This window comes from Pedobacter frigiditerrae (assembly GCF_032678705.1).
Taxonomy (GTDB): Bacteria; Bacteroidota; Bacteroidia; order Sphingobacteriales; family Sphingobacteriaceae; genus Pedobacter; species Pedobacter frigiditerrae_A.
Genome location: NZ_JAVTSS010000001.1, coordinates 2,535,008 through 2,558,996, shown reverse-complemented (window position 1 = coordinate 2,558,996; position 23,989 = coordinate 2,535,008). Strand labels below are relative to the sequence as shown.

Sequence of the window (23,989 nt, the reverse complement as noted above, 5' to 3'; positions counted from 1 at the left end):
CAAACAATTAACCACTACAACCTCATTCCCCTCAAGAACTCATCAATCAGCATGCGTTTTTTACCTTCAAACTGAACGTCAGTTACCTTAATAAAACCATCTTTGGTGGCGAATTTTAAATAAGTTTTTCCATCGGTTAAAAAGGCGCCAGCAGAAATACCAGGTTCTTTATATTCAGGTTCTGCTTTAAAAATCTTTAATGTTTTTTCATTTAAAACAGTAAAAGCAGTAGGGTAAGGGCTTAATCCACGGATGTGATTGTATGCTGTTTGAGTATTTTGGTTCCAATCTACCTTGCAAAAATCCTTAAATATTTTCGGTGCTGATTTTAACTCATCGCTCTGCGGTTGAGGCACTTCGTTATAATCGCCTGCTTCAATCGCCTTAACTGTTTTTACAATCAATTTAGCACCAATTGCCATTAATTTATCGTGTAAATCGCCAGCAGTTTCATCTTCTGTAATTTCTACAGCATCAGAAAAAATGATGTCACCAGTATCTATTTCTTGTTTTAAGAAGAAAGTAGTAACTCCAGATTCTTTTTCACCATTAATAATTACGTGATTAATCGGCGCAGCACCACGATATTGAGGCAATAAAGAACCATGTAAATTAATGGTTCCTTTACTGGGCATTTGCCACACAATTTCAGGCAACATTCTAAAAGCTACTACCACAAATAAATCTGCATTTAAAGCCTTAAGTTGCTCAATAAAATCTGGGTCTTTTAATTTTAAGGGTTGTAAAACCTTCAATCCGTTTTCTATAGCATATTTTTTTACAGCACTTTCACTCAGTTTCTGACCACGTCCGGCAGGTTTATCAGCTGCGGTTACTACGCCAACAATATCTAAACCTGCTTGTTGTAAGGCACTTAAAGAAGCTACTGCGAAATCGGGCGTACCCATAAAAACTATTTTCATTCTGTAATTGTTAATGTCAGCGGTAATGAAGCTACCAAGAAATCTTGGTGGTCTCATGATATGTTGTTTTATAGAACAAAATAACTAAAAATTTCACTCATATTTTCCCTTAATCTATGGTTCCAACTTCCGAAGTGATTGATGCTAGTAGCTTGGTCTATGTTCATCCGGCACAACCAGGTATTTATAGAAGGGGGAAACCTGGGCATTTTTATTTTGTAGATAAAAATGGAGAACGTATAAAGAATGAAAAAGATTTAGAAAGAATTAAAAAGTTGGTTTTGCCTCCTGCTTGGACAGATGTATGGATTTCGCCAAAGAAAAATGGCTATTTGCAAGCTATTGGGGTAGATGCAGCTGGCAGAAAACAATACCGTTATCATCCAGATTGGACAGCTAGACGTTCTGATCATAAATATTTTAGGCTCTTGGAATTTGGAAATGCTTTAACAAACGCTCGAAAGCAAATTGCCAAAGATTTAAGGAGAAAAGATTTCGACGAGCGAAAAGTTTTAGCTATTTGCCTGCAAGTAATGCAGAAAACCTTGATTAGAATTGGCAATGAAAGCTATAAAAAGACTTATGGGAGTTACGGGCTAAGTACTTTAAAGGATAATCATTTTAAGGAAAATGGAAGTAAATCTACTTTAAGTTTCGTCGGCAAAAAAGGCGTAAAACAAGAAGTTCAATTGAATGATAAAACCTTGGCTCATCTGGTAAAAAAATGCAAGGATATTCCTGGTCAGGAACTGTTTCAGTTTTACACAAAAGGAAAGGAACACAAATCTGTAGATTCTGGAATGATTAATAACTATATCAGGGAAATTACTGGCGGTGACTTTACAGCCAAGGATTTTAGAACTTGGGGCGGTACTTTGGAGGCATTAAGACAGTTGGCAAAATGTGCAATTACTACTCCAGAGATGCCTAAAAAGAAAGCTGTAGTACAGGTTTTAGACTGTGTGGCTAGTAAATTAGGTAACACAAGAGCGGTCTGTAAAAGTTCTTACGTTTATCCGATGTTGTTAACTGTTTACGAAGAAGATGGTTTAAATAAATATTTAAAGAAAATAAATACAGAAAAACCTGATAGTACAACAGCTATGCAAAATGATGAAAAGGTATTATTGCAGTTTTTGAAACAAGTGAAATCAAAAGTTTCGAAAAAATGATTATTTCATATCTTTTTTAATTAAAAACGCAGATAATATTCCTCCTCCAATTAGACCAATAGGAATATAAAACTGATTGGGTGATAACAGGTAAAATATAGCTGCAGCTGCCAGTCCAATTCCTATTCTAAATAGTGCGACATTATAAAAGGGAGTTAAATGATCAATTTTTTCTTTTTTTTGCTGTATAAATAAATTTTGAATTACACTCTCAATTATTTCTTCAGGAATACCTTGTTTTTCTAGTCGAGCATAAATGATCTCTCTATCCATACCAGATTTTGAAAGTTTTAGGCCTTCTAAGTACGCCTTTTTCTTCAATTCTTCTTGAGATAACATTGAGTTTTCTTCAGTCATATAAGATTAAATTATTATTTTGGGGTATCATTTACAGAATGCACAGGCTGCTCGCTATTTTCTTTTTGCTGCGCCGGGTTTTTAGTTTTAGCCATTGCATCATCTTCTTTGTAAACCTTATCTTCTGTTTTTTTAACAGCTTTATCGCCTTTATCTACCTTACCTTTTGGCTGCGGTTCTAAAAAATTGCTTGATGCTTTTTCGTTTTTCTTTTTTGCTTCGTTGTTCATGACAGTAGCCTATTAGTTTATGTTTAATCAATTAATACTATAGGAATTACCGTCAACGTTCTTCGACAAGCTCAGAATGACAAACGAAGGCTAAATACTATGGATAAAGCAAATATTTTTTACGCATTAACTTATACTTACTTAATCCTGGTTCCCAGCTTGCACGGATTTCCTTTTCAGATTTTCCATCTATAATTTGCTGTCTAAAATCGCCTACACCGATACGAGCCTCAATTGTACCCACTTCAGCGCTCAATTTATTGTTAAAGAAATCAGCTTTGCGAGGCGAAGCTTTGTAGAGTTCTAATATCCAGCTTAGGTTTAACATTTTAGTCTTCCTAAAGTTTTCAGTATCGTAATTTCTTAAATCTAAACCGTAACAAACTTCATTCATAAATAAAGGTGTTTCGCTCATTCCTTTAATGCTTTTTGGAGTAAAAGAGAAATCAAATTTTCCTTTGAGGTAAGGTGCGCCAACAATGGTAAATGGATACATGGTTCCACGACCATGATTTAAATAAGTGCCCTCGAACAAACAAGTAGTTGGGTAAAGTAAAATGGATTGTGGTGTATTTAAGTTTGGTGATGGATTTACTGGCAATACATAAGGCATGTCGTGGGTATAACCAGCATTTTTAATTACTGTGATTTTGCATTTTAATTTATCCTTTAACCAACCTTCGCCGTTTAACATTTGCGCATATTCGCCAACTGTTAAACCGTGTACAATAGGGATCGGTTGTATACCAATACCAGATTTATATTTAGGGTCTAAAACAGGTCCATCAATATAAAAACCATTCGGATTTGGACGGTCTAAAATCATAACCTCTTTGCCATCACGAGCGCAAGCTTCCATTACACGCTGCAAAGTGTTAATGTAAGTGTAAAAACGAACGCCAACATCCTGTATGTCGAAAATCATGATGTCAACATCGGCTAGGTCTTCCTTTGTTGGTGTATTGTGTTTGCCATATAAAGAAATTGCTTTAATGCCAGTTTTCGCATCAACTGCATCGTCTACGCTTACTCCAGCGCTTGCATCACCTCTAAAACCATGTTCAGGGCCAAAAATTTTCACAATTTTTACGCCTCTTTTAACTAAGCTATCAACAGAAGTTTGTTTGCCAATAATTGAAGTAGGGTTAACTACCATCCCGATTCTTTTTCCTTTTAGTAACGGTAAGTAAACTTCAGTTTGTTCTGCCCCAGTTCTAAATTTTGAAGCTTTATTTTTTGGCTTATCAATATCTTCGGCCTTAACTTTGTAAGGATTTGGTACTTTAGGGTTAAGCTTAGTTTTTGGGCTTTGTCCGCAAGCAGTTAATACAACAACAGTAAAAATCAAGGTAAATAGAAAAGATAATTTCTTCATTTCTTAAGGTTTTTAAAAAGAATATACGCTAAATCGATTTCGAATTAGCACTTTTGCTAAGTTACAATTTATTACAAATTTTGAATATAGAATATTTCATAGCGGGGCGAATAGCCATAAAATCTGAACGTACTTTTAGCAAGTTAATTGTTCGCATTGCGATTGCTGGAGTAATGCTCAGTTTGGCTGTGATGATACTTTCTATTGCGATTATCAAAGGGTTTAAAACAGAAATACAAGATAAGGTAAGAGGTTTTATTGGCGATGTACAGATTTATCGTTTCGATTTAAATGGTTCTTTTGAGAAATCTCCTTTCGTACCGAATGATACCACGCTTGCCTATTTAAAAAGCAACAAAAACCTGGCATCATTCTATCCTTTTGCCACCAAGCCTGCAATTATTTCTGCCAATGGCGAAGTAGAAGGCATTAATTTTAAAGGAATTGATAAAACCTACGATTGGGGTTTCATTAAAAAACATTTAGTAGCAGGAACTATTATCAATTTTATTGATAGCTCTATCAATCCGATTTTAATTTCAGATTATACGGCAAAGAGAATGAAACTTAAAATTGGCGACAGTTTTTTAATGCACTTTGTTCAAGACCCGCCCAAAAAAAGGAAGTTTAAAATTGTAGGGATTTACAATGTAGGTATTGAAAATATCGACAAGAGTTTTGCCATTGGCGATATCAATATCATTAGAAGTGTGAACAATTGGGAGCCCAATCAAATGGGTGGAATAGAAGTTAGGGTTAAGAATTTTGCTCGTTTACAACCTGTTGCTGATAGTATTTATGCGAATTTAGAGTTGAAGTTAAGGTCGAGGTCTGTTAAAGAAAGTACACCAGAAATTTTTACTTGGCTTTCCCTCTTAGATGTAAATACAAGAGTTTTACTCATTTTGATGATGATTGTCGGCGTAATTAATATGGTTACTGCTTTGCTAATTATGATTTTAGAACGCACTTCGATGATTGGGTTACTAAAATCAATGGGTATTTCAGATACGAGTGTGATGAAAATATTTCTTTACAACGCCATTTATTTAGTAGGAATTGGTTTGCTTTTGGGCAATATATTGGGATTAGGTATTGCTTACTTTCAAAGTACCACGCATCTCTTTAAACTCGAACAAACAAATTATTATTTAGCTTATGTGCCGATGGAAGTACATTTTTTAGATGTGCTATTGCTAAATATTGCAACTGTGATTATCTGTACAATTGTATTGATTATCCCTTCGCTTTTGGTAAGTAGAATAAGTCCGTTAAAGGCGATTAGGTTTAAGTAATAGGTTTGTCGGTTCATTAGTGTCACTGGTTCATTGGTTTCTAACTAATCGCAATACGCAATACGCTCTACTCAATACTATATTTCAATCCAATCTTTTTGCTGTAAGCCTGAGAACTCTGTTCTAAGTGGTAAATTTAAATAAGGGTAAGTTACTTTAGATAGATATAAACCAGTAGGATGCGCAATCTCCAACATTCCAGGAGTTTCTAAGGTGATTAATAGGTGTTCAAACTCATCAACACTCATATTACCATTACCTATTTTTAAAAGTTTACCCGTAATTATTCTAATCATCTTCCCTAAAAAACGATTAGAAGCGATGTGGAAACGAATATGGTCGCCATTTGCTGTAGTGAATAATTTAGCTTCCATTACATTGCAAATGGTATGTTCATTTTTATCTGGCGTGGTACAAAAAGCCCTGTAATCTTTATATTGAGGTAAGAGCTGAACGGCTTTTTTCATTTCATCCAAATTCAAATCCCTTACATCGTAATAAGAACTCAACTGGTTTAGAAAAGGGTTTTTGTAGGTATGGATGTAATAGTCATACTTGCGTTGTACAGCATCAAACCTAGCGTGTGGCTTGCCTTCCAAGGGGATGATATCAAAAATAGCGATGTTATGAGGGAGGATTTTATTTAATCTAAATGCCAAATCGAAATCCCATTCTTGCTCAATGTCTGCATGGAAAAAGAACTGACTGGCGTGTACACCCGAATCAGTTCTTCCGCAACCATTTATGGCAATTGGTGTTTTGAAAATATTGCTCAGCTTATTTTCAATTACTTCTTGTACGCTGTTTACTTTTGGTTGGCGTTGCCAACCACTGTAAGTATGTCCGTTATAAGCAATGTGAAAGAAGTATCTCATTTGGCAAAGATAGGATTTCTGAGTTTGTTGGTGAAAAACCTACATTTCATATCTATTTAGAATCTTCGAGAAGTCTTCCGTGACCTCTCGAAGATTATGGGATAAAGCAGATTATGGGCTTACTTAAAAATTAATGAATAACTACCAGTTAAATTACTTCAAATTAATTGATGTTAAAATATAAGTTGTTTCTAAACCACTAATTTTATCTATACGTTCGATAATTTCAAGTGGATAGTATTTAGAAAGGATTTCATTCGCTTTCACAGCAAAATGAAATGGAGATTTGAATTGCTCTGTTACCCAAAGTTCTCTTGTATAAACAACAGGAGGCATAAATATTTCTTCGCTTTCTGAATTCTCTTTATATTGATAAATAACCTTGAAGCATTTGTATCCCTGTATAATTTTTGTTTGCTCTCTATGTTCCTTAATTGAAATAATTTGCTCCTGTCTAAAATAATCTACTAATTGACTTTGGTTATAGCTATTGATTACAATATTTTTTAATTTGTCATAATAATACAGTTCATTGCTTTTATTTTCATCATCTAATTGAGTATAAAATATTTTATCTGCCTTGTATTCAAGGGCAAATGATTTCTTGCCTGGCTCGCTTATTGTTTTAAATAAAAGCTCCTTAATTGGTGCAGCAATTTCGTTTAATTGCAAAGTGTCTATTGGCTTATTAGCTAACTTGTATTCTGTAACCATTTTATCTTTCAAACCTTTTATGAACTCTTTTATAAAAATGTTAAAGGTTTCTTCAAAGGCTTTGCCATCTATGATCTTATTTTCCTTTACCAAGAAGATTGAGCCCATTTTTGGTTCAAATGGTTTTGTTTGTGCAAACGTTATATTTGTAATAAATAGAAGTAGAATAAAACATAGTTTATAAATATGTTTTATCACGTACTTTTTCCCTTTCTGCATATGGGTAGTATTTAAATAAACTTTCTATTTGAGTAGCTAAATTAATAGATTTTATGGGCATACCGTAATTAGTAGTTATATAAGTACTAATATCAATATTTATTTTAGCCTCATTTTAACTTATTATAATTCTTTAAAAAAATCGTAATCTTCATAAATTGCTAAAGGCTTAATTGGCATTAATTCTATAGGCACTAAGCTACTTTTCAAATCTATTTGATAACCTTTTAGCCAAGCCAATTTACAAAGGCCCGAAGTGTCTGGAGAAAAAAACTTGTTAATTAAGACATTTTTGTTTCGTTTTTTATCTGTGTTTAAAAGTGTTTGAAGACCTAATTCTATCAGGTTAACTTTTGAATTTAAAAAGCCCTTGAAGATATCGACAATGGGTTCCCAGCTTTTAAATTGGGTCAGTTTAACAAAACGCTCTAAATTCTTTATATTCTCATCAAGTTTTTGCTTATTATCCAAAATGATATTCTGTACAGCATTTGCAATTTGAAATCCAATGCTTAACTGATTATTCTGTTTATTACTCAACACACTGTATTTTTTTATTAATTCTGTATCATCCGAAAGCAAAGCATAACTTAACCTGTCAATACCACTTTCAATAATTCGCCAATCATAATTCAAACTCATATACTCAGCTACTCTACTGGCTCTATAAAAATAGCACTTAGCCATCTCAAAATCTTTTAAAAGATAGATAGAATAGATTGCATAAATAGTTGCGTATCCTTCAAAAGCGGGTATAAAATGAAAACGTCCATTTTCTTCTGAAAAAATTTTTGCTTTTATATCTTTTTCAGAACTTAAATAAGAATTGTAAACTATTTTTAAATGATCTATTCTATCCATTATTTAATATGATTTGAGTTTAAGAATAACTATTTCAGATGATGCTTTATCAACTCCTGTCACAGTTTTAGTTATTTTATTTCTATTGTTATTTAATAACATTCCCAAAACATTAGTATTAGGATTGGCTATCATTTCATTAATTGTCTGGCCAATCCATTCTTCACTCATTTGAGGCCCTTTATTTGGCGTTCTTACATTAAGCTTAATGTTGCCTTTAGAGCCTACTTGTTTGGCTTCATTAATGAAGATTTCTTGAACATTTCCTGCGCCGTCTTTTTTAATATAAACTCCATCAAAGCCATTATTGCTACCGATTTTAGACTCAAACTTCACGAAACCATTAGTTTCGAAAATATCATCACATAAACTTTCAGTTATTGCACCACTTTGATCACCATTTTGAATTATATTGTCAACTTTATTTTTTAATGTTTGAGATATTGGTGCAACCCTATGACCAGCCTGGTCAATTAGTGTTTTACTTAAATTCGTTAAAGTATTATCCGCTGGTTTTATTCCTTTGAGTCCACTCAGTATGGCGTGAGAAAAACTTCCAACGGCTACTTTTACGAACCTTACTGCGCCATTTGAGGATTTAAATGCTCGATATGCAAGCTTTCCTGCGGCATTGGAAAGAGGTTTTGTAAGTACTTTTGTACTAGTTCTTACCCACTTTCCTCCTGTAGCAAACCAACCATATACCGGAATGGCCGAACCACCACTTAGTGCAGCATTTATATAATCGCCTTCGAGATAATAAATTGCGCCATTTAAAATATCAGCAGCTTCACCTCCAACAGGCGCCATCCCAATTACGTCTAATGCAAAATGTAAATTATCTTTTATTACATTCCAAGTAGCTTCTTTTACAAGCTTTAATCCATCCCAGTCCTGATGAATCATCCAAAGGTAATTATATTCTAATATAATTCTTTCACTAAATGTGGCAATCCAGTCATTGGATGCAGGTGCTTGATAATCATTTTCATCAATTATTGCTAATATGGCATTAGGATTGGCAACGTAAAAATCTTCAATCTCTCCATAGGTGAAATTGCGTTCGAATTCAACATTGAATACAGTCTCACTCCTTTGATGAAAACCATCATCAATTGGGTTTGTAGGCAATGGATACAATCCCCCATTATCTTCATCACAAGGTGATGGAGGTACAACAGCTAACTTCAATCCACTACCACTTTTTGTGTAGGAAACAGAAGGTACTTCTCCATCACAAGGGTCATAATCACCTGGAGGGTTTGGAGTTGTACTTCCACCTCCACCACTAGTAGGGGGAGTGGAGACACCTGGTGCACAATTAAGTGCGGTTCCAACATATCTTAAAGCATCATATGGAGGCCAATCATTTCTACCTTCAACTATATTCCAATCGCCATAAAAATCTTGATAATTACAATCCCAACGGCTATAATGACCATTTTTGCAAGGCATCATTACAGTTTCATAGACATCATATTCTTCACATTCCCCTGGTGCAAGACTAATTGTGTTATGGTTAATTGATATTTCGCTAGTAGCATTTCCTTGAGACATTGTAGTTCCTTTTGAACCTTGGCTTGAACTGTTCAGCCCATTAATTTTAGGGATGTCTGACAAGTCAATTTTATTTGCATAAATCTCTCCCTTAAACCCTAAATGTTTTTTGCTTTTCCAATCTTTTACCCATTCTTGAGTAGGTACATATGTGGTTAAGAAAGCAGTTGTTTTATCATTTAAAACCTGAATAGTTAAATTGCGGAATTGAACTGCATGACGTGTTTCTGGTTTTAAGCTTATCACATAGCTAATTGTGTCGCCAAGTGTAAGCCTTTTTATGCTATCAGTACTAATGTTAAAGCCATTTGAGCCAGCACTGACGTTCATTATAGCTCCTTGATTACCTTTCGCAGCATTAGATAGGGTGGTTTTTAAACTTCCTGTATTGTTTAGGTTAATGGAATTTAAAAATTCAGTATAAGAGATGGTTTTAATTTTCTGGTTACCATCGTTAATTGATGGAATTCTAGGTACAAGTAAATCCTTTTTACAGGAGTTAAAGGACAATCCTAAAAGGATCAGAGAAAAAATTATGAAATAATTTTTTCGAATAGGTTTGACATTGCGTAGCCCTGCCATAGAGAAGCGTTTGTTGTTTTTCATTTTGTTTAGTTTTTTGTTTTCCAAAATGAAAGTAATTAATGAGGTTATATTAAGAAATAATTTTATACAGACAGGGTTATTTTCTATTCGAACAGGTGTGTTTTCTATACGAGTTGTAACATTAATATAGGTCGATATTGGCTATTATTTCCCAATTTTTATAGAAGTGAGCAACTCTTCAAACAGTTTTTCATCTTCTTTAACCTCTAAATTATCCGTGAAACTTAACTGGAAAAAATAGTTGCCATAAGGAATTGCATAAACCTTTGTTCGAATTTGATATTTTAAAAGTTGATTTTGCTGAAAATTGCTTCCGCCAATATTAACTTCAAAAGTTTTTGTTCCAGATAAAATAAATTTTCCGCTGAAATAGATAGATTTCTTTCCATTAATAACAACAGGCTGAGGTGATGTAATAAATGAAAAATCTTGGTATAATGATTTGTATAAATTTGCACTTGCTTTCATGTCTACTTCAAAATCATTAAATAAAACAGAGGGGTTATTTAGTACAGTAATTTGAATTACTGGTATAAAACCACTCTTCTTTTCGTCATATTTATGAAATGTTGCAATTGTAATGGAGCCATTGTTAGCTTCAATGGCATTAGATAATAAGCTGTCACTTAATTTATTGCCAAGTAAACTATCTATAAAGGCATTGTTATTTTTAACTATCCAGTTTTTAGGCTCATTAATGCTGATGCCAAAATATTTATCCTTAAATGTTTTTTGAGCAAAAACACCTTTGGATAAGATATATAACATTACCAATAAAGAGACCTTTTTCATTAAGCTTTGTTTTTAACCAGCCTTTTCATTATTAAACTACAACCATAATGCAAGCCGTCATGAGAAACGATAAATGTTACTGCATCACTTACATTGGTTAAAGTTATGCCTGGGTAGGTTGAAATGGAATAAGGAGTATAGTTGTCGAAAGTTCCGTTTGTTAAGTCAATTTCTAACTGGTTAATTGTACTTAACAAATAACCTTTCATTTGCACTATTTCGGCTTCGCTGAATGCTCTTTCTGGTTTAGAGCCATTTTTATATAAGTCGATTAATTCATCTTCGATAACAAATTTTTGACCTGCTAGTTTATAGCATAATATCTGCTGACTAACCACTAAATGCCCGATTTGCCAAGCTAGGTTGTTGTTAAATCCAGCTGGGATATAGTTTAATTCTTCTGTCGTTAGCTCATCTACTAGGCTTAATAATTTAGTTCTTGATGCTTTGATTACTCTGATTGCTTGTTCCATATATTCGTTATTCATTGTTTGCTTGTAACCTTGTCTATTTCCAATTCCCTATTCTCTATTTCCTTCTTTTACCTAGCCACAACAATCCATCAATCATCATTTTGGTTTGTATTTCGTTGTCGAATGTTTGAGATAGGGAAGTAGTGAATTTATTGTATTTATGTTCGTAATCCATATCGTTATGGCCCATGTTTACATAAATCATTTTGTATTTTTTATTGCTCCAAACTACAGGATAATAGCCGCTTTGCCAAATCTCGTGAGCTTTTGGTCCAGTGCCTAGAGGGAAACTTGTAGAGTCGATAGACATTAAGATATCTATATCTGGATTTTTGCGCAAGTCTTTTTCCCATCTATACCACTCATTAGGTTGTGCCTTGAAAGTTTCAGGTAGTTTTTTAGTAGCGGGATGGTTTTTATTTACTCTTAAAACTGCAGATGTCGGTCGCCAAGTATTGCTACCATATTGCCCAGATCCTAAAAACTCGTTATGGTACCAATCCCAATCTTGTTTAAAAGCTGATGGCGTTAAGGCAAATGCCGAAAAGTGAAAACCCATCCAAGCGCCACCATTTTTCATGTATGTTTCAAAGGCGGCACGTTGTTCTGGTTTCTCCGGACGAGTATCTAAGAACAAAACAACCTCATATTTTGATAGGTAGGTTGCATTAAGATTATCCCAATTAGCTGTAGAGTCGTAACTGAAACTGTATTTTTTCGCTAACTCCGGAAATTTTTTGTTTGCCTCATGCACAAAACTTACGTGGGCTTGGTCGTTTTTGCCTGTATAAAAAGCAATTACCTTAAACTTTGGCTTTTGAGCAAATGCTGAATTACTTGTAATAAAACATATAATAAACAGTATTAAAGCTTTGGTTAAAGTTTTTAGGTTCATCGAGATGGTTTAGTTGGAGTGTTGAAGTAAAGGTAATACAAAGCGATAACAGATGTATAAGATTTTTGAAAATGATGGTTGGTGTTATATGGTAATTACAGTCCTGCCATTTGCTTCAATCTTTTTCCCCTAAACCCCCTAAAGGGGAGTGGTAAAAAGGATTTTCGCTACTGTCAGGTTTAGCTATTGAAGTTGGTGGTTCTTGGCGCATTGCAACCTCTCATAGTAGCAAGAGCCTGCGTAAAATAAACCTGATTGCAACGTAAAGCCCGCAGCGAAGCAAGGACTTGAAGTGCAAAGCAGGACTGGACTTACCGAAGTATTACTGCAATTGCTTTTCAAAGAGTTAACACGTAAATCAACTTTAGTCGTCCGATGAGATTTGCAGGTTGCTTTATACTCATCGAATGACAAGCTATAAAAAAAACATCCGATGAATTATGAAACTCATCGGATGTTTAAAGCGTGATGTCTTACATCTCAATACTCATATCTCAAATCTACTTGGCTACTGTTGGTTTAGCGTTTTTAACATAAGTATTTAACCAAGTATTCATTTCCCAAAGCATGTGTAAAATGTTTTCTTTGGCTCTGTAACCATGCGCTTCGTAAGGTAAGTACACAAAACGGGTTGTGCCACCATGACCTTTAATGGCATTAAACAAACGCTCGCTGTTGATAGGGAAAGTACCTTGATTATCATCCATTTCGCCATGGATTAAAAGGATTGGCGTTTTGATGTTGTTTGCATAACTAAATGGGCTCATTTGGTAATACAACTCTGGTGCTTGCCAATAAGTTCTATCTTCGTTTTGGAAACCAAAAGGAGTTAAAGTTCTGTTATAAGCACCACTACGGGCAATACCAGCTTTAAATAAATTGGTGTGAGCCAGTAAATTTGCTGTCATGAATGCTCCATAACTGTGACCGCCAACTGCCATTCTATTTCTGTCTCCAATGCCCATATCGCTTAGTTTGTTAATTGCAGCTTCGGCATTTAACTTTAATTGCTCTACAAAAGTATCGTTAGGTTTTTTGCCATCTTTAGCTACAATTGGCATTTCTGCATTGTCTAAAACGGCATAACCTTGAGTAACAAAAAACAACGGACCGCCAGAACTGATGGTAGTAAACTTATCTTGTGAACCTCTAATTTGAGCAGCATCTGCAGCAGAGTTAAACTCGCGAGGGTAAGCCCATATTAAAACTGGCAGTGGACCATCTTTCTCTTTGTTATAACCAGCTGGTAAGTATAAATCGCCTGTTAAATCGATTCCATCGGCACGTTTATAAGAGATTTTCTCTTTTTTAACACCAGCTAATTGCGCATAAGGATTGGTGAAATTAGTGATTTGAACATCCGCTATGCGTAACATTAAATTTTTAATGAAATAGTTTGGCGCATCTTTTTGACTTTCTCTACGAGTTAATAAAACCAGTTTTTGAGGGTCTAAAACGTCAGTTATCATTTCAAAAGTCCCAGGCTGTGCTCTCCATAAAATCTCTGATTTTTTAGTTGTTAAGTCAAATTTTGCCAAGAAAGGTAAATCGCCTTTGGCAGATGCACCTGTAGTATTATTCAACAATAATTTGGTGCCACCATCGGTAGTTAAAATTACTTGTCGGCCGTATTTATTTTTCTCTGTTACAGGAAAACCTGGATTGTTATAAGCGTCATTTGTACTTAGCTCGTACAACGTTTCTAAAGCGCCCGTTGTTGGGTTAAAACGACTTAGTTTAGAAGTTTGTTTAGTTCTTGAGTTTTCTCTAACCAAGGCTAAAGTAGCATTTCCCCAGCTTATACCGCCGAAACGCATTTTAGTTTTTAAAAGTTCTTTTGGAGCACTAGTAAAAGGAGCAGCCAATTGCATTACGGCATCATGGTATTCAACATTTTTCTTGATTAATCCGCTATCCAAGGCGACTGTCCAAGTTACGGTTGCAGGTTCATCATCTCTCCAATCGAAACCTCTAGGTACGTTTTGTACGTTGTCATAACCAGAAGGTCTTTCTTCTGTAGATGGTAAATCTGCAAGCATTTTAACCACTTTTCCTGTTCTATCTGTAATGTTTAAAACTGATGGGAAACCGCCTGCTGAAACTAAATAAGAGAAAGGTTTTTTAATGGTGCGAACCATCATGTAATTTTTATCTGGAGATAGCGTAATGCCACTGTAAATAGCAGGTTTGCCAATCGGAGTTTCTATACCAGCTTTATTTTGAACGAGCTGAGAAGTTGCAAAAAACTCGAATAATTGTTCATCGTAAGGAGTTTTAATTAAATCTTGTAATGTTGCACTTGGTGCAGCCTTACCTAAGTTTTGCTGAATGGTTGGTCCTTTTGGAGCTAGTGGACGGGCAGGAGCTAAGGTTGCCGCTTTGGTAATTGTTCTATAAAGCAAGGTGTTATCATCAACCCAAGTTGCGCCACCACCCATGATTGCATTGATAGGTTGCTTGTTAACCTTTGTTGCTTTTCCAGTTGCCACATCGATGATGTATAAATCAACTTTAGTTGGTGTGGTGTTGGTAAAAGCAATTTTAGTTTCACTTGGGCTCCAGCTAACCGCACCTGCATATAGAGGCATTGGTAAACCTGTTACAGCTAATGTTTTGCCACTTTTAATGTTTTTTAAACTGAAGTTGTTGATGAAAGTTTGGCGACTTGCTGAATAGTTATTCGGATTGATACGCATACCAGCGATACGGTATTCGGGCATTGCCAATTCCTCAACCGAGGGATAAGAATTTCGTTCACTAAATAACATCCATTCTGCCTTGCTATCTATGCTAACACCTGGAGTTGGTTTTGCTAATAATAAGTCTGCTATTGCCTTTGGAGGCGTTTGGTAGCTAATTGCATCTTGAGCATAAGTTGTACCAGCAAGTGCAATTAAAAAGAGGTTTAAGATAATTTTCTTCATTTTGTAAGTTTAAATTTCCCGATAGGTTAAACTTACAAAATATTGAAGGAATCAAGCTTTTGTATCAAAAATTTGATACGCTATTTCCTTTTGAGAATTATTGTAGCTTGTTTTATTGAACTTGATGTTCCAGTGCCTGGATAAGGGGATAATTCGGTTAATTCTATGGTGTAATTTATATTGTTTAAAGTAATATCCTGACTTTTAGATTTTGACACTATTTCGCAAGCTCCAATACATAATTCTATATTTTGTTCTTTATGATCATCGTTGAATTTAATTTTCAAGGTTCCAACTCCTTGCCAAACACAATCTGCATTAATTGGACAGCGACTATCTGCAAAATCTGAAGCAGTTACAGTTATTAGATTTCTATCTTTCGGAATAGATGAACTTTCTCCTGACTTTATAATATATGTGCCTGATAAATCTAAATAGGTTTGTTTTTTACAACTCGCAAATGTAAGAATTGCTAATATTATAGCTAAGTAAGTCTTGATTGATTTCATGACGTTTATTTTTTGGTGGATGTAAAGTTGAATTTCAAGTTTAAGCCAACAGTATTTATCCTAAGATTTTTCTCTCCCATGTTACCAATGGCAGGCTTAAAATAGGGTTCGAAAGTAAGGCTGTTATTTCCGATGTTTTGGTTAATGCCAATGGCGAAAATGGCACTTGTCGCAAAATCGAAGCCATTAACTTTGCTTTTTTCGGTTTCTTCTTGTTTTGCTGTTTGTGTTATACCTAAGGCATTTTTATTGCTTAAATTATAACCATAGGTATATTTTTGAGAAAGGTAAGTGTTAGAATTAATTCCTGTTGCTATGTAAAAGTTTTGCTTTTTGGTTGGATAATATTTAAGACTTACAGGTATATCAAAGTTTAACAATTGAGCATTTATGCTGATGTCTGAAATGCTTGTACTGTTTGCAGTGCCTTGGTTATTATTTGGTGCTGAGCTTGCCGCATCAAAAGCAGAATAAGACATAGAGCGAGAAACTTCGGTAGGTATACTTTTCTGATATTCTATTTTATTTTGGCTAACACCAGCACCAAAACTAACAAACAGGCTTTTAGTTAATTTAACATTGGCATTTACACCAAAACCTGCATTTAATTTAGCCGTATTATCTGCATAATAATTTAAAAAAGTACCGCTAAAAACTTCGATAGAACTTTTGGTTTCTTTTGTTTTTCGCTCTTCCTTAGGTTTTTGAGCCAAAATTTTACTTTGGTCGATTAAGAATTGGTCGGTTGTTTTTTTAACGATTATTGGGTCTTTAACCACTGCTCCATTATTGTTCGCAATAACTTGATTTTGGTTGTTAATGTTTTGGGCTGTATCAACTTTGTTTGCCACAACAGTATTTTGACTAATAGGGTCTTGTACAACTCCTACCTTCGGATTAATAGTGTTTCCATTTTTAATAGGTTGCTGTACATTAGCAGTTACAGTTTCTTTTTTTATATCTGATACTTTCGGATTTGTGATGGCTTCTTTTTTGATCGGTTGTTTTACTTTGGCGATAACAGTTTCTTTTTTTACATCTGCAATAATTGGTTTTTCAATTATTGAGTTATCCCTTTGTTGCCCATTCTTTTTTGTATTAAAAGAGTTTTTTGCAGATTTTAATTCTTCGTCTTTTTTACTAACTATTTCTTGATTAATAATGCTGTCTATTTTCGGTTTGATGATTGGCTGCTGTTTAACAATTTGATGAGTATTGTTGCTCTCAGTAGTCTTGTTTAAAGTTAAAAGAAAGCCTAGTGCAACTAAAATAGCAGCAGCGGCCATACTAACCCACCAAATTGGTAGTTTTTTGGTTGGTTTTTCAGGAAATTTTTCTCGTAGTTTCGCCCAACCATTTTCGCTTTGTTCATCATCAAAGTTCTCGAAAACAGTTTTAATCTGCGATACTAATTCTTCATCTATATCTTTCATCTTTCATATAATTTATTTTTAACGGTGATGAAGCTATCATGAGCAATAGTCATTTCTGTTTTTGCCTGTTTGCTCATGATGGTTTCATCTTTTATATATTGAATGCGTAATCAATAAATTTTGCAGTGTTTGTTTAGCCCTTGTTAAGTAGGTTCTCGATGAGCTTTCTGGCATATTCAACATCTTCCCAATCTCCTTATGAGAATAACCATCTATTTCATATAAGTTAAAAACCAAACTTTGCGTCTCATTTAAATTCTTCATCAAGTTTAAAATATCTTTTGCAGAAAGGTTTTCTAAAGCAGATGAGTAGGTGGTTTGCGGTTCTGTGTCTACCATTTCTATGGCTTGACTGAAACGCATGTTTTTCCTCTTGTAATCTAAAGCTGTATTTACTAAAACCTTTCTGAACCACGGCTTGAAATTTTTGTCTTCTTGTATAGTATTTATGGCTTTAAATACTTTAATAAACGAGTCATTAACAGCTTCAAGAGCATCTTCTTTATTAAATAAATATCTTAAACAAACACCCAAAGCATAGCCATAGAAACGCTTGTAAAGCAATTCTTGGTAATGTATGTCGCCATTTTTACAACGGTTTATTAGTTCGTTGTCTGGTATTTGCGTGTTAAGCATTTATTAATTGTTGCGCTTTAACCTATATTCATAATAAGGATAAAGATAGCTTGATGCAGGGTTTGTATTTAGGTTTCTTGATAAAATTAAGCTATCTCCTTTAATTTGATATTCAAAGTTTCCATTAAGAATTAAATTCCAGTCAAAGTCGGCAGTCCAAATATTTTTGTCTTCAAAAGTTACTGTTTTGGAGTTGTTAATTTTAAATGTTCCACTGGCTAATTTAGCTCCTTTATTAACTTTAAATAGGTTATCAGAAAAAGTAATCTCAGTATCAGTTATAACCTTGTTTGTACCTAATGAAGTTCTAAAAGTACCAGTATAATTACCCTTAAAATGATTAGAAGTGCTTTCCTTTTTACAAGCCGAAAATGTGATGATTAATGCCAATAAGTAAATCAGTTTCTTCATAATTTAATTTGTTTTATAGCCAATACGAACATCACTTATTAAACGCTACAAGCATTTAAAAAATAAATCAATTTAATAAAATTGTCGATTTACCATACTCCCTTTTATTTTCCGTAATTTTGCCTCATTATCAATTTACAGAACAAAAAGTGTCTTTAGAACAATTAAAATTAAGCAAACCATTAGTATCGGCAATGACAGCTGCAGGATACCTCAGTCCAAAAGAAATTCAGGCTAGAACAATGTCACGTATTTTAGGTGGTCAAGATATTATAGCAATTGGTCCCGAGGGATGTGGAAAAACTACTACTTATATTTTAGGGGTTTTAATGCGTTTAAAATATGGTTTTGAAGAAGCGCCAAGAGCTTTAATTTTAGTGCCAACTAAAGAAAGAGTGCTAGAAGTGATGGAGCAATTTCAGCTTTTAAATAGAAATCAGACTATTCGTATTGTAGGAATACATGCCGATGGAGCAATGGAAACTCAAATTAATGAGTTGACGGATGGCGTTGATATTGTGGTTGCCGTACCTTCTAGAGCTAGGGCTGTTTATTTGAAATTAGGATTAAACACTAATAAAATTCAAATGTTTGTGGTAGATGATGCTGCAGAAATGGTGAAGTTAGGAATGCAATTACCTATTAATGAATTGGCAAACAGCATACAGAAATGTCAACATTTAATTTTTACTGATGTAATGCATGACAGGCTCGATTTAATGATTGAGAACTTTATGAAATTGCCTACCACTATAGAAGTTGATGAATTAGAGGAGAACGAAACAGAAACGTATACACAGCTTTTATATCACGTTCCTAATTTTAGAACGAAGTTAAATTTGCTTAATCTGCTTTTAAAAGATGCTGAAGTATTTGATAAAGTAGTGGTTTTTGTAAATACCCGTTTAACAGCTCAAACTTTATCAAAAGATTTATTTGATGGCAAGGCCGATGATATTTTTGTTTACAAACCTTTATTTTTTGACGAGGCGGGTTTTGATGATATTGAAGACTTTAAAGCTATAAGTGAAGCTCGTGTTTTAATTGTAGCAAATGAAGGCTTACAGCAAATGGATTTGGAAGGCATCCCATTTATTTTCCATTTTGAATTACCTGTACAAAAGGAAACTTACTTAAATAGGGTAATTAAGCAGGGCGATGAAGAAGTTGTTGCTATTACTTTTACCACCGATTTAGAGTTGCCACAAGTTCGTAAAATTGAACAAGCGATTGGTCAGAAAATTGAAGTGGCAGATTTGCCTGAAGATTTGTTGGTAGAAGAAGTAACTAAAGCAAAAGCTCAAAAGAATAAAATATTAGCAGAGCAAGAGGATGAAGAAAATCATCGTGATGCGGCGTTTCATAAAAAGAAGGAGAGTAACTCTAAAACTTCAAATTTTGGTATTGGCCAAAAGGCGATAATGAATAAGAAAAAGAAACACGGGTAATGTTTGTTTGTCATTCTGAGGAACGAAGAATCTCTTAGTAAGGTTAATCTTGAGATGCTTCGCAAGCTACCAATGTAAAATCGGTACAAGTTCTGCATGACAAAATTAAAATATTATTGTCAGTCTCGAGCGTAATCGTTCTTCGACTACGCTCAGACTGACAAACCATTATTTAGCCATCGGATGTTGAATATACTCACTCCAAATGATAACCTTACCGTTTTTGATTCTTAAGTCATTAAAGAAGTTTAAGCTATCTTTTTTGCCATCTTTAGTTTCATGAACTTGTTTGTACCATAAGCTAACCCATTCTTCAGTTTTATCTTTATTGATAACAGATTCGCGGTCTTGCAATGTAATGGTGATGTTTTTGTATTTATTCATCTCTTCTTGAGCAGATTTAATGAATTCGGCCTTTAAACCTTTAAATTCATAACCATCAACCACAAGGTTAATGCTATCTCCAATAAATTCTTTTAAAGCAGCGGTATCTAAATTTTCAAAAGCTTTTACAGCGTTCATAGCTGCCAATAAATTTTTCGGGTCTTTGTTCATTTCCCATTCTTCTGGGTCTTTAATGGTGTAAGGATACTTTGTAGTATCAGCACTTGAACCAGCTGTAGCTGTGGTTTCCTTGTTTTGGCAAGCAGCAAAAGACAAGGCAAGTAAAAATAGAAACGATAATTTTTTCATTGCAATTAATTTTAGTTTGAATTAGTTAATTAAATATACATAATTAACTGAAAATTAATTGGTTGAAATTAGAATAAGGTTTTGGTAAGTTTTATACTGTCACCTTTTTTTCTAAAGCCAAAAAGGAAATCATTTTTTATGATGTACTGGTTAGAATCCGTAGTTAATAAATAACCGTCTTTAACTGACTTGTAATTTCCATTTAAGAATCCGACAGACATTCCTTCAGTATTACTATAAGTCATACTAAAATATTTGTCCTGTTTCTCTCTAGTGATATTAAAAGTGGTATCTGCAATTCTAAAACTCCACTCTTGATATGTATTATCTAAGCTTCTGCTTATTCCCTGTTTAAATAGATAAGACATTAAAAAAGGAGAAATTAAAGCATTCATAATAAAATAGAGAACATATTTTTTCTTTTTAATATATAGAATGAGTGCTATTATCAAATTTAGAATAACTGTAAATGGTAATAGGAAAAGCAAAGCGATAGAACCACTCGGCTCTGGATTCATACTTTTTACCCAAAACCAAATCAGTACATAATCAACTATCAAAAAGATGATTACAATGATTAAATGCCTAAAGAAATTTTTACTCATTTGCAATTTGAGTTGCCTTTTTATCCATCTTATCAGCGTAGGCAGTAGGGAAGATGGCGTGTTTATTTTTAACCATTTTCTCCATCAATTCTTTTAAATGAGATTGTATTGTTGCTGGTAAGCTATAGAATGTTAGATCTACTTGGGTTTTACGTTCATTATCTAAAACGCCATTTTGGTGTCTGATTGCTGTTTTTAACCCTTTATAATAAATTAAGATTTTAGCTCTGCCATCGTCATAACCATTGGCACCGAAAGTTCCATAAACAATAATTGGTTCTACTAAGCCATCGCCATCTAAATCATTAAACTCACAATATTTTGTCCAAAACCATATTGAAGTTTCTTTTTCATTGCCTTTTACGGTTGGGGTTTTAAAATCGTTTATTTCCCATTTTTTTAAGGTTATGGCTTTGTCGACTTTAAAGTTAAAAGCTTTGATGGTATAGTTAACGGTATCTTTTTCCTTATTAACCGTGTCGGCGCTTTCAGTTAAAGCAACATTATAGGTCCCGCTTTTATCGGTATAGGTATAAGCTCTAAATATTGGGAAATTGATTAAGTTTTTCTTTTTAAAAGCTGTGGTAAAAAACTCGTCGGATTCTGTTTTGGATAATGTTTTACTACTTGGTGTTACTGTTTGGGCATTGATTTGAGAGGCGAAAATGCTTAGCAGTAAAAGGGCGTATATTTTTTTCATAGATGTGGTAATTGTTATAGCAAATATATAAAATGATATTTAACCACATAGATACATAGGTTACATAGAAATGAATAATATATTGGGATTGTATAAGGAAACTTCCCGAAGAATTACTGACTTTAAAATATAAACCTTATTGGAACGAGCACGTAGGGGTAACCCTTGCGGTTACCCGAAGTAAAGTGGAAAGAAGGGCTTCACTATCCGAAGAGTGATGACAATATTTTTCTAATGGAAAAACATAGAGTGGTTTTAACTATGTGTCTATGTAGTTATAAATTAATCTTCTTTTCTTAAAATGGCAATATCCTTTATCAGTTGATTAATTTCTAACTCAAGTGTTCCGTTATAAATACCTCTAATTCTCTTGTTTTTATCTATTAATAAAAAGTGTTCGGTATGCAAAAAGTTAGTGCTGTCTTTGGTGAAACCTAAATCTTCTTCAGCGAAATAAGATTGTCTGGCGAGGGTGTAAATATCAGACTTACTGCCTGTTAAAAAATGCCAATTGGGATTGGTCACATTATACCTTTGAGCATAATCCTTTAAAATTTTAACACTGTCTAGCCAAGGAGTAACGCTGTAAGAGAGCAAAACAAGGTCTTTTTCATCCTTATAAACCGAATCAATCTTTTTCATGTGGGTTGTCATTATTGGACAAATACTGCCACAACTTGTAAAAAAGAAATCGGCAATATGGATTTTACCTTCCACATCTTTTTGGGTAATGGTTTGATTATTCTGATTCTTAAAAGCAAAATTTGCAATTTGATGAGGCACCAACAGATTAACCGAATCCTTATTGTTGATGAATAAAGGTGTGAAATTTGGTGTATTGTAATATGGTAAATGTTCTGTTTTTGTTTCGCTTTGGCAAGCATAACAAATTATGCTAACGACTAATAAAAACGCTATCTGCAACGTTGATGCAGTTTTTTGTGCCGAGTAAGCCATATCTTCTTCCGTTTTTAATGATGTAATTTGCTCTTGTTTTTCCATTTATCCACCACATTTTTTGGCTGCCTTCTTCGTAACCTTTAACCATGTGGAATTCTTTAAAAGGGTTTCCCGTATTGTACCATTCTTTGATAAGGCCATTAAATTCATCGTTATCAAATTCGTAAGTGAACTTTAATTTTCCATCTGGCCACCAACCTTTATGTACTCCTTCTTTTTTGCCAGATATGTACAATCGCTCTTCTGCCAACTGTTTATTCGGATACCAAGTTTTAGAAATGCCTTCCTGCAAACCAGCATAACAAGGTTTAACAAATAAAGTATCGCCAGAGGGATATAATGAAAATTGGATACCAGTAAAGAGTTTGTCTTTGTAATAAATTGTATCTGCAACGTTCTTAAAATCCCAACTATCTGCATTTACATAATTTGTTAGTACTTTTTTAATGGTTTTTAAATGGTTATCACTCTTCTCATTTTTACAAGAATGCAAAACAAAAAGAGCGATAACCAAAGAAATATTGAATTTATATTTGAGCATTAATAAGTTACTGTTCCTGCGGTTCCGTAAAAGCCATTTCCATTTAAATATGGTGCATCTGTAGAAAAGTGGTAGTGATAAATGCCCGCAGGGTAGTCTGCAGTTACACTTGTATGTCCGTGGTATGCATCTAAACTTGCTGTTGCCACCGTTGCACCATTCTCTTTAGGGCCATAAACTGGAAATCCATCTAACAAGAAACCCATTAAGGCATCAGAACCTTTTGCTGTTGTTAACTTGATGGGCTCAACGTGGTAGTGGTAATGTGAACCTGGGTCTGGATGTCCCCAACCTTGGTCGAAACTTACAATTTCTCCACTTAAAGCAGCACCACCACCAGCATATTGGTTATACAAAGGTATGCCATTAATAGCCACACCCATTGGGCCCATTGGAGTTGTTGCGTGTGCAGCATTTATTGCAGGATTTAAAGGAATTTTAAAGGTATAATTTTGCGCAGCTAAAGTGCTGGGGTTTTTATTAAAGGCAAAACCACCAAAAGTTGTTCCTGTAAATGCTTCGTAAAGAGCGTTTGAAGTTGCGTAATAAGCACTTTTATGGTCTGGTAAACCAGTTGTTTTTATGGTGATGTAAGTTCCATCTGATGTGATGCTAGATGCACCGTATATTTTTTTGTAAACATCTGGAACATTTGCACCTACTGTTGTAACTACAACAGGATTAGTTACAGTAGGTGTTGCTGTTGTGCTAGATTTTTTGCAGCTCACTAAAATAATAACGGCTGACAAAGCGATGAGTGAGTTAAAGCGGATGGATTTCATATC

General features: G+C 34.2%; 25 protein-coding genes. 3 read left to right on the top strand and 22 right to left on the bottom strand.

Features of this window, described 5'->3' with window-relative positions; all coding sequences use genetic code 11:
- Positions 1-14 precede the first annotated feature (14 nt).
- The gene (gene fmt / locus R2Q59_RS10235; RefSeq protein WP_316785473.1) at positions 15-923 is read right to left on the bottom strand and encodes a methionyl-tRNA formyltransferase; all 909 of its coding nucleotides are present in this window, start codon (positions 921-923) and stop codon (positions 15-17) included.
- 116 nt (positions 924-1,039) lie between these two features.
- On the opposite strand from fmt, the gene R2Q59_RS10230 reads away from it, so the two are divergent.
- Complete coding sequence (locus R2Q59_RS10230; RefSeq protein WP_316785438.1) at positions 1,040-2,095, top strand: DNA topoisomerase IB; 1,056 nt, start codon at positions 1,040-1,042, stop codon at positions 2,093-2,095.
- On the opposite strand, the gene R2Q59_RS10225 is transcribed toward R2Q59_RS10230, so the two are convergent.
- From R2Q59_RS10225 to R2Q59_RS10215, 3 genes are all read right to left on the bottom strand, one after another.
- Positions 2,096-2,452 carry a hypothetical protein gene (locus R2Q59_RS10225; RefSeq protein WP_316768484.1) on the bottom strand — a complete coding sequence of 119 codons (357 nt, stop codon included), beginning with the start codon at positions 2,450-2,452 and terminating at the stop codon, positions 2,096-2,098. It lies immediately after the preceding gene.
- 14 nt (positions 2,453-2,466) lie between these two features.
- Positions 2,467-2,682, bottom strand: a complete 216-nt coding sequence (locus R2Q59_RS10220; RefSeq protein WP_316768483.1) for a hypothetical protein — start codon at positions 2,680-2,682, stop codon at positions 2,467-2,469.
- Between the two features lie 97 nt (positions 2,683-2,779).
- A complete protein-coding gene (locus R2Q59_RS10215) occupies positions 2,780-4,057 on the bottom strand; it encodes a DUF1343 domain-containing protein (protein ID WP_316785437.1) in 1,278 nt (425 codons plus the stop codon).
- Between the two features lie 80 nt (positions 4,058-4,137).
- On the opposite strand from R2Q59_RS10215, the gene R2Q59_RS10210 reads away from it, so the two are divergent.
- On the top strand, positions 4,138-5,352 hold the full coding sequence (locus R2Q59_RS10210) for an ABC transporter permease (protein ID WP_316785435.1): 1,215 nt from the start codon (positions 4,138-4,140) through the stop codon (positions 5,350-5,352).
- Between the two features lie 77 nt (positions 5,353-5,429).
- On the opposite strand, the gene truA is transcribed toward R2Q59_RS10210, so the two are convergent.
- The 12 genes from truA to R2Q59_RS10150 form a co-directional block, all read right to left on the bottom strand.
- Complete coding sequence (gene truA / locus R2Q59_RS10205) at positions 5,430-6,227, bottom strand: tRNA pseudouridine(38-40) synthase TruA (RefSeq protein WP_316785434.1); 798 nt, start codon at positions 6,225-6,227, stop codon at positions 5,430-5,432.
- A 153-nt stretch (positions 6,228-6,380) separates the two neighbouring features.
- The gene (locus tag R2Q59_RS10200; protein WP_316785433.1) at positions 6,381-7,049 is read right to left on the bottom strand and encodes a hypothetical protein; all 669 of its coding nucleotides are present in this window, start codon (positions 7,047-7,049) and stop codon (positions 6,381-6,383) included.
- Positions 7,050-7,283: 234 nt separating this feature from the next.
- Positions 7,284-8,021 (bottom strand): Imm49 family immunity protein, encoded by a 738-nt coding sequence (locus R2Q59_RS10195; protein WP_316785431.1) that lies wholly within the window; start codon positions 8,019-8,021, stop codon positions 7,284-7,286.
- Between the two features lie 3 nt (positions 8,022-8,024).
- The gene (locus R2Q59_RS10190) at positions 8,025-10,184 is read right to left on the bottom strand and encodes a hypothetical protein (RefSeq protein WP_316785430.1); all 2,160 of its coding nucleotides are present in this window, start codon (positions 10,182-10,184) and stop codon (positions 8,025-8,027) included.
- 144 nt (positions 10,185-10,328) lie between these two features.
- Positions 10,329-10,976, bottom strand: coding sequence for a hypothetical protein (locus R2Q59_RS10185; RefSeq protein WP_316785429.1), 648 nt, complete (start codon positions 10,974-10,976; stop codon positions 10,329-10,331).
- A complete protein-coding gene (locus R2Q59_RS10180; protein WP_316785428.1) occupies positions 10,976-11,464 on the bottom strand; it encodes a DinB family protein in 489 nt (162 codons plus the stop codon). Before R2Q59_RS10180 ends, R2Q59_RS10185 begins: the two co-directional genes overlap by 1 nt.
- Positions 11,465-11,504: 40 nt before the next feature.
- Positions 11,505-12,344 carry a ThuA domain-containing protein gene (locus R2Q59_RS10175; protein WP_316785427.1) on the bottom strand — a complete coding sequence of 280 codons (840 nt, stop codon included), beginning with the start codon at positions 12,342-12,344 and terminating at the stop codon, positions 11,505-11,507.
- Between the two features lie 500 nt (positions 12,345-12,844).
- Positions 12,845-15,268, bottom strand: coding sequence for a prolyl oligopeptidase family serine peptidase (locus R2Q59_RS10170; RefSeq protein ID WP_316785426.1), 2,424 nt, complete (start codon positions 15,266-15,268; stop codon positions 12,845-12,847).
- Between the two features lie 80 nt (positions 15,269-15,348).
- The gene (locus R2Q59_RS10165) at positions 15,349-15,777 is read right to left on the bottom strand and encodes a hypothetical protein (protein ID WP_316768464.1); all 429 of its coding nucleotides are present in this window, start codon (positions 15,775-15,777) and stop codon (positions 15,349-15,351) included.
- Positions 15,778-15,782: 5 nt separating this feature from the next.
- Positions 15,783-17,210, bottom strand: a complete 1,428-nt coding sequence (locus R2Q59_RS10160) for a hypothetical protein (protein WP_316785425.1) — start codon at positions 17,208-17,210, stop codon at positions 15,783-15,785.
- 84 nt (positions 17,211-17,294) lie between these two features.
- Positions 17,295-17,846, bottom strand: coding sequence for a sigma-70 family RNA polymerase sigma factor (locus R2Q59_RS10155; RefSeq protein WP_316768460.1), 552 nt, complete (start codon positions 17,844-17,846; stop codon positions 17,295-17,297).
- A gap of 3 nt (positions 17,847-17,849) precedes the next feature.
- Positions 17,850-18,257 carry a hypothetical protein gene (locus R2Q59_RS10150; protein ID WP_316785424.1) on the bottom strand — a complete coding sequence of 136 codons (408 nt, stop codon included), beginning with the start codon at positions 18,255-18,257 and terminating at the stop codon, positions 17,850-17,852.
- A gap of 149 nt (positions 18,258-18,406) precedes the next feature.
- On the opposite strand from R2Q59_RS10150, the gene R2Q59_RS10145 reads away from it, so the two are divergent.
- Positions 18,407-19,705 (top strand): DEAD/DEAH box helicase, encoded by a 1,299-nt coding sequence (locus R2Q59_RS10145; RefSeq protein ID WP_316785423.1) that lies wholly within the window; start codon positions 18,407-18,409, stop codon positions 19,703-19,705.
- A 168-nt stretch (positions 19,706-19,873) separates the two neighbouring features.
- Here the strand turns inward: R2Q59_RS10145 and R2Q59_RS10140 are convergent, their stop codons facing one another.
- From R2Q59_RS10140 to R2Q59_RS10115, 6 genes are all read right to left on the bottom strand, one after another.
- Positions 19,874-20,398, bottom strand: a complete 525-nt coding sequence (locus R2Q59_RS10140; RefSeq protein ID WP_316785422.1) for a hypothetical protein — start codon at positions 20,396-20,398, stop codon at positions 19,874-19,876.
- Positions 20,399-20,466: 68 nt separating this feature from the next.
- Positions 20,467-21,003, bottom strand: a complete 537-nt coding sequence (locus R2Q59_RS10135) for a hypothetical protein (RefSeq protein ID WP_316785421.1) — start codon at positions 21,001-21,003, stop codon at positions 20,467-20,469.
- Positions 20,996-21,703 carry a M949_RS01915 family surface polysaccharide biosynthesis protein gene (locus R2Q59_RS10130; RefSeq protein ID WP_316785420.1) on the bottom strand — a complete coding sequence of 236 codons (708 nt, stop codon included), beginning with the start codon at positions 21,701-21,703 and terminating at the stop codon, positions 20,996-20,998. The genes R2Q59_RS10135 and R2Q59_RS10130 overlap by 8 nt, the downstream gene beginning before the upstream one ends.
- Positions 21,704-21,985: 282 nt before the next feature.
- Complete coding sequence (locus R2Q59_RS10125) at positions 21,986-22,705, bottom strand: SCO family protein (RefSeq protein WP_316785419.1); 720 nt, start codon at positions 22,703-22,705, stop codon at positions 21,986-21,988.
- Complete coding sequence (locus tag R2Q59_RS10120; protein ID WP_316785418.1) at positions 22,599-23,204, bottom strand: hypothetical protein; 606 nt, start codon at positions 23,202-23,204, stop codon at positions 22,599-22,601. The genes R2Q59_RS10125 and R2Q59_RS10120 overlap by 107 nt, the downstream gene beginning before the upstream one ends.
- Positions 23,204-23,986, bottom strand: a complete 783-nt coding sequence (locus R2Q59_RS10115) for a YHYH protein (protein ID WP_316785417.1) — start codon at positions 23,984-23,986, stop codon at positions 23,204-23,206. Before R2Q59_RS10115 ends, R2Q59_RS10120 begins: the two co-directional genes overlap by 1 nt.
- Positions 23,987-23,989 lie beyond the last annotated feature (3 nt).